Source organism: Celeribacter sp. PS-C1 (genome assembly GCF_019429625.1).
Classification (GTDB): domain Bacteria; phylum Pseudomonadota; class Alphaproteobacteria; order Rhodobacterales; family Rhodobacteraceae; genus Celeribacter.
The window spans coordinates 176,422-183,176 of record NZ_JAHXRW010000008.1; the positions used below are offsets into that span (position 1 = coordinate 176,422).

6 protein-coding genes are annotated in these 6,755 nt (G+C 59.6%); 5 read left to right on the forward strand and 1 reads right to left on the reverse strand.

The window, feature by feature from the left end; translation table 11 throughout:
• Window positions 1–117: 117 nt before the first annotated feature.
• Window positions 118–1,125, reverse strand: coding sequence for a LacI family DNA-binding transcriptional regulator (locus J5Y17_RS13275; RefSeq protein ID WP_219785729.1), 1,008 nt, complete (start codon window positions 1,123–1,125; stop codon window positions 118–120).
• 211 nt (window positions 1,126–1,336) lie between these two features.
• Here J5Y17_RS13275 and iolG point away from each other — a divergent pair, with 211 nt between their 5' ends.
• The 5 genes from iolG (at window position 1,337) to J5Y17_RS13300 (ending at window position 6,599) form a co-directional block, all read left to right on the forward strand.
• Window positions 1,337–2,329: an inositol 2-dehydrogenase gene (gene iolG / locus J5Y17_RS13280; RefSeq protein WP_219785730.1), complete on the forward strand. Its 993-nt coding sequence runs from the start codon at window positions 1,337–1,339 to the stop codon at window positions 2,327–2,329.
• 122 nt (window positions 2,330–2,451) lie between these two features.
• On the forward strand, window positions 2,452–3,369 hold the full coding sequence (locus J5Y17_RS13285) for a sugar ABC transporter substrate-binding protein (RefSeq protein WP_219785731.1): 918 nt from the start codon (window positions 2,452–2,454) through the stop codon (window positions 3,367–3,369).
• A gap of 61 nt (window positions 3,370–3,430) precedes the next feature.
• Window positions 3,431–4,537 (forward strand): ABC transporter permease, encoded by a 1,107-nt coding sequence (locus J5Y17_RS13290; RefSeq protein WP_219785732.1) that lies wholly within the window; start codon window positions 3,431–3,433, stop codon window positions 4,535–4,537.
• A 1-nt stretch (window position 4,538) separates the two neighbouring features.
• Window positions 4,539–5,360, forward strand: a complete 822-nt coding sequence (locus tag J5Y17_RS13295; RefSeq protein WP_219785733.1) for an ATP-binding cassette domain-containing protein — start codon at window positions 4,539–4,541, stop codon at window positions 5,358–5,360.
• A 120-nt stretch (window positions 5,361–5,480) separates the two neighbouring features.
• Window positions 5,481–6,599, forward strand: coding sequence for a Gfo/Idh/MocA family protein (locus J5Y17_RS13300; RefSeq protein WP_255572084.1), 1,119 nt, complete (start codon window positions 5,481–5,483; stop codon window positions 6,597–6,599).
• Window positions 6,600–6,755: the final 156 nt, after the last annotated feature.

Here is a 6,755-nt window from a genome sequence, read left to right on the forward strand (position 1 = left end):
ACATAGCTTGGGTCACGGCTAAACTTTGAGGACATTCTGTGACAAAGATCGCGGTACAGGATGCGGGATAGCCAAGTTTACGGCATCACACCCAAAATCGCGAAAGCTATCGCTTAGCTACGCACTTTCACGCGTAACCAGATGACCTAAAAACTTTTTATCAAGTTTGGTCGTTTCATCGCTTTCAAGCACATCGACGAGATAATTGGCCATCTCCGTCAGGGGCTGGCGATAGGTCGTCAGGCGATAGTTCGGGCTTCCGGCCTGCGGCACATCATCGAAACCGATCACGGCGATGTCACGCGGAACCTGCAAGTCAAAATGATGGCGCAGCACGTCGATGCACCCGATCGCCAGCGCATCGTTTTCACATACGATGATATCGGGATAGGCCTCACGCTCGCGCCCCGACAGTTCTTCGGTCAGGGTCTGACCCGCGAGCGCCGGGTCATAGGCCTCGACCGATATCGTGTCCGGCGTGACGTTGAAATGCGTTTGCCAAAACTCCTGAAATGTCTCCTTGCGCATCAAATGCGCCGACACCGTGCGTGGCCCCGCGAGATAAAGCGGCCTGCGATAACCTCGCGTCATGACGTACTCCGCGATCTCCTTGGTCGCTGCTGCGTCATCGACCGCGATCGAAATCGTGTTCGGGTTCTCGGAGGTGCGCGCAAAGATGATAAGCTTTTTAAACCGCCGCGCACTATGCGCCGCCGCCAACACGCTATCATCGAACTGAATCCCGATGAGGATGGTCGCATCGACCCGCCGCTGGCTCGCGTTGAGCAACGCTGGCCCGGTGTCTTCGCGGTTCAACGTGTTGACCAAAAGCGTGTCCCAACCACGGCTCCGCAACGCGCGTGTCAGACGTTCCAGCATCACCAGCTTATGCGGGTTGGTGAAATCATCAATCAACAGCGCGACAAGGTTGGACCGATCCGAAGCCAACGCTGCCGCACGCAGGTCCGGGACATAGCCAAGCTCTTCCGCAGCGCGCATCACCTTTTCCCGCGTTTTCGGGGAAATCGAGGCATCCTTCTTAAAAGCACGGTTCACCGTCCACCGCGACACACCTGCGGCGCGCGCCACGTCATCAGCGGTGATGCTTTCATTCAGGCCGGTCATCGTGCGGACAATTCCTCTGTCATCGCTTGCTTTTATAAGGCATCACCGCCCCCTTCACTAGCTTGGTAGCGGTATCCTAAAGTGAAAATTTCGGGAAAGCACCCCAATTTGCACGCGCGTGCAAATATTTCTTGCACGCGCGTGCAAAGATTGTTTATGAGTCGAGGAGCACTGCGGATGACTGAGTCTCCGCGGATCTGGGAGGATAAATATGCTGAAAGTTGGATTGCTCGGTGCGGGACGCATCGGCCAGGTGCATGCCGTTAATATTTCTGGAAATTTGCGTTCAGACCTCGTTGCCGTGTCCGATGTGAACATGCCCGCCGCGGAAGACCTCGCTGCAAAATTCGGAGCGCAGGCGACCTCGTCTGAGGCGATTATCGCAGACCCCTCTATTAATGCCGTTCTGGTCGCAACCTCGACCGACACCCATTCGGACCTCATCGAGGCTGCGACGGCGGCCGGTAAAGCCGTGCTCTGCGAGAAACCCGTCGATCTGTCGCTTGAGCGTGCCAAAGCCTGTCTCGCGGCGGCCAACGCCTCCGGACAACCGGTCATGATCGGTTTCAATCGCCGTTTTGATCCGAACTTCGCCGCACTCAAGGCCTCAAGCCTGAAAGGCGAGATCGGCAAATCCGAATTGCTCTCGCTGACCTCTTTCGACCCGGCACCACCGCCGGTGTCCTACATCAAAGTGTCGGGCGGCCTGTTCCGCGACATGATGATCCACGATTTCGATATGGCCAATTTCCTGATGGGCGAGCGCCCGGTCACGATCCGCGCAGTCGGCAGCTCTGTTGTCGACCCCGAAATCGGCGAGGCCGGGGATGTCGATACTGCGGTGGTGACCATGACCTATAAAGACGGTCGCATCGCGGTGATTAAAAACAGCCGTCGCGCCGTCTATGGCTACGATCAGCGCGTCGAGCTTTTGGGCTCTGACGGCCTGCTGCAAGCTCAGAACATGCTCGAGAACACCGTGGTCAAATCCACAGTGGCGGGCGTGAGCTCCGCAAAGCCGACCTATTTTTTCCTTGAGCGCTACATGCCGGCCTATGCCCTCGAATGGGAGGCCTTCGTCGCCGCCGCGCTCGACCGAACCGAGATGCCGGTCACGCTTGAGGACGGCATAGCTGCCCTTGCTATGGCCGAGGCCGCAACCACCTCTGCCAAAACCGGTGAGGCGGTGACCGTCGCCTACTAATCCACGACTTTCCTTTGCGACACGAGGAGGTGTCGCAAAGGTTTGCGGTCCGACACGGTCCACGCGTCGGACATCGAGAGGGCAAAGATGACCCTCATCAAATTTCCTAGGGAGGAAAATTCATGAAGAAACTTCTTACGACAGCGGCAACTCTTGCGGTGCTGGCCTCGCCTGCTCTGGCGACGGATATCATCGTCATTGCCCATGGCCAGGCAAACGATCCGTTCTGGTCCGTGGTCAAAAATGGGGCCGCGAAAGCCGGTGAAGACACTGGCGCGAATGTTGATTTCCGCTCGCCCGAGACTTTCGACATGGTGAAAATGAGCCAGCTCATCGACGCCGCCGTGAACCAAGAGCCAGACGGCATCGTGGTGTCGATCCCCGACGCAGACGCGCTCGGGCCGTCGATCCAACGTGCGGTTGAGGCCGGCATTCCGGTGATCTCGATGAACTCCGGCTCCGATGTGGCGCATGATCTGGGCGCGCTTTTGCATGTCGGCCAATCCGAATATGACGCGGGCAAAGCCGCGGGTGCGAAACTCGCCGAAATGGGCGGCACAAAAGGCATCTGCGTCAACCAAGAGGTCGGCAACGTGTCCCTCGATCAGCGTTGCGAAGGCTTTGCCGAAGGCTTCGGCCATGAGGTCACCGTCATCCCGACCATGAACGATCCGGCGGAGGTCGAATCCAAAGTCCGCGCCGCGCTCGATTCCGATCCGGATGTCGACACCGTCCTTGGCCTCGGCGCCTCCTTGGTGGGTGAGCCCGCCGTGGCCGCTGTCGCGGCACTCGGTCGCGAAGACGTGCTCGTCGCCTCTTTCGATCTTTCCGCAGGTTTCCTGCAGGACGTGGCCGACGGCAAAGCCGCATTCGCGATTGACCAGCAACAATTCCTGCAAGGCTATCTGCCGGTTTCCTTCCTCGCTCTTCACGCCCAGTTCGGCCTCATGCCGGGTGGCGACGTGGCCTCCGGTCCGAACCTCGTGACCGAAGATGCCGCCGCACAGGTGATCGAGCTGTCCGCTCAGGGCATCCGTTAACATTTGACACATAGGGTCACGCGTTCGCGCGTGACCCGTTTCCGACGGGAGGAGAAGACCAATGGCAAGTGATGCCACCATTGTTCAGGATGAACGGATTAAAGCCGAGCCGTTAGCAGCCCGGCTCATGAAACGCCCGGAGCTTGGCGCCATCAGCGGTGTCATTCTGGTCACCGTGTTCTTTCTGATCACCGCTGACAGTTCGATGTTCACCCTGTCCGGGATCATGAACTTCATGACACCGGCCGCGCAGCTCGGCATTCTGGGCATCGCAGCCGCCATGTTGATGATCGGCGGCGAGTTCGATCTCTCGATTGGCTCTATGGTCGCCTTCGCGGGCATGATTTTCGGCGTACTGGTTGTGAACCTCGCCTTGCCGCTCTTGGTGGCCATTCCTCTGACCCTGACTTTTGCCGCCATGGTGGGCGCACTGAACGGCTCCATCGTGATCCGCACCGGATTGCCGTCGTTCATCGTAACGCTCGCCGGGCTCTTCATCCTGCGGGGCCTCTCGCTTGTCGGGCTCAAGATTTTCACCGGTGGCTCGACCCAGCTGCGCGGCGTGCGCGACGCGGTCGAGGGCGACCCGCTGACTAGCCTGTTCTCCGGCGACGCCTTTGGCGGTCTGTTCCTTCGTCTGGGCGAGATGGGGCTGATCGACACCTTCAAATCCGGCACCCCGAAAGTGCCCGGCATTCCCGTCGAAATCCTCTGGTTCATCGCGATGGCGCTGGTCTGCACCTATGTCTTGCTGCGCACCCCCGTCGGCAACTGGATCTTCGCCACCGGCGGCGATGCCAATGCGGCGCAAAATTCCGGCGTTCCCGTGAAATCCGTGCGCATCTCCCTCTTCATGGTCACCGCCATGGCCGCCGCTCTCGTCGCCATCATCACCGTGATTGATGCCGGCTCTACCGATGCCCGTCGTGGTTTCATGAAGGAATTCGAGGCGATCATCACCGCCGTGATCGGGGGCTGCCTGCTCACCGGGGGCTACGGGTCCGCCATCGGCGCATTCTTTGGTGCGATCATCTTTGGCATGGTCACCATCGGCCTGACCTACACGGATTTCGATCAGGATTGGTTCCAGGTGTTCCTCGGGGGCATGCTCTTGCTGGCCGTGGTCTTCAACAACGTGATCCGCAAACGTGTAACGGGGGAGCGCTAAGATGTCCGCTGATACCAAATTCCACCACGGGGATGTCTCCGCAGATGCAAAACCCATCATCCATATGGAAGGCATCAAGAAACACTTTGGAAATGTAATCGCCCTCAATGGCGTGACCTTCAACGTCCGCCCCGGCGAATGCCATTGCCTTTTGGGCGACAACGGCGCCGGGAAATCGACCTTTATCAAGACCATGTCCGGGGTCCACAAGCCCACCGCAGGGACCATCACCTTCGAAGACCGTCCCCTGTCCTTTTCCTCCCCGCGCGACGCGATGGAAGCGGGCATCGCGACCGTTTTTCAGGATCTCGCGATGATCCCGCTGATGAGTGTGACGCGGAACTTCTTCATGGGCCGCGAACCGACCAAAGGGCGCGGACTTATGAAACGCTTCGACGTCGAGACCGCGAACGAAATCACCATGGAAGAAATGCGCAAAATGGGCATCAACCTGCGCGCGCCCGATCAGGCCGTGGGAACACTCTCCGGCGGCGAACGTCAAACTGTTGCCATCGCCCGCGCGGTCTATTTCGGCGCCAAGGTCCTGATCCTCGACGAACCGACCTCGGCGCTTGGCGTGCGCCAGACCTCGAATGTGCTGTCGACCATCGACCGCGTGCGCGGCCAAGGCGTGGGCGTGGTGTTCATCTCGCACAACGTCCGCCACGCCATGGCCGTCGGCGACCGTTTTACGGTGCTCAATCGCGGCCAGACACTTGGCACGGCGAAAAAGGGCGACATCACCTCCTCCGAGCTACAGGACCTGATGGCGGGCGGCCAAGAGCTTGCTGAACTCGAAGGTTCGCTCGGCGGCACGATCTGATCACTGGATCGATCTAAAGCCTGATATCGGGCCTGATATCGGGCCTGATCCTCGTCTCCTCCAGTGCGGGCGGCATCATCTGAGCCGCCCGCAGAGAAGACCTCGAAATTGGAGCGTTCCATGGACACACTCATGCCAAAACATCCCTTGGGCGTGGCCCTGATCGGCACAGGCTTTATGGGCAAATGCCACGCGATGGCGTGGAACAATGTGGCGACCGTCTATGGCGGCGCTCGTCCGCGTCTCGAACTGGTTTGCGATGCCTCTGACGCCGCCGCACAAACCGCAGCCGACGCCTTTGGATTTGCGCGCTCCACGACGGATTGGCAGGCAGCCATCACCGATCCGGCGGTCGATGTCGTCTCGATCACCACGCCCAACGGCTTTCATCGCGAGATGGCGGAGGCAGCTCTGTTGGCGGGCAAACATGTGTGGCTCGAAAAGCCGATGGCCCTCACCCTTGAGGATGCCACCCATATGGCCGAAGTCGCGCGAAACCACCCGAAGGCAGTCACGCTTCTGGGCTACAACTACCTGCGAAGCCCCGCATTCAAAGCCGCGAAAGACATCGTGCAAAGCGGACAGATCGGCGAACTTCTGGCGTTTCGCGGCGTCTATGACGAAGATTACTCAGCGGACCCCACCCTGCCTTGGAGTTGGCGCATGACACATGCGGGCGGTGGTTTGGGCGCGCTTGGCGATCTGGGCTGTCATCTCGTCAGCCAGATGCTCGCCCTCATGGGACCGGTCGACGAACTGACCGCCATGACCCAGATCGCGGTCCCGACCCGCCCCTCAGACAGCGGCCCCAAAGCGGTCGAGAATGAAGACAGCGCTTTGGCGCTGATCCGCTTTGCCTCCGGCGCGCACGGCTCTTTTGCGACTTCTCGCGTCGCACGTGGCCGCAAATGCCGCCTGCAATGGGAGATCCACGGCTCGGAGGGCTCTCTGGTCTTCGATCAGGAGAGGATGAACGAGCTTTGGGTGCATCGTGCAGGCGAAGCGGGCTTTACCCGTCACCTCACAGGCCCCGCGCAACCCGAATTCGCCGCCTTCTGTCCGGCGCCGGGACATAATTTCGGCTTCAACGAACAAAAGGTCGTCGAGGCCCGCGACCTCTGCTCCGCGATCTCTGGCGCGCTCAACGCCGGGCCGGATTTCGAACAGGGGCTAACCATCGAACACATCATCCATGCCATGGCGCGCTCTGAAGGGCGCCCTGTGAAAATCGGCGCTTGAATTGTGGCCTGTGAAAATTGGGAATTGATATGAAAGACCTTGACGTAATCACCATTGGACGCGCGGGCGTTGATCTTTATGGCGCACAGATTGGGGGGCGTTTGGAGGACATGGGGTCCTTCGAGAAGTATATCGGTGGCAGCCCGACCAATATTG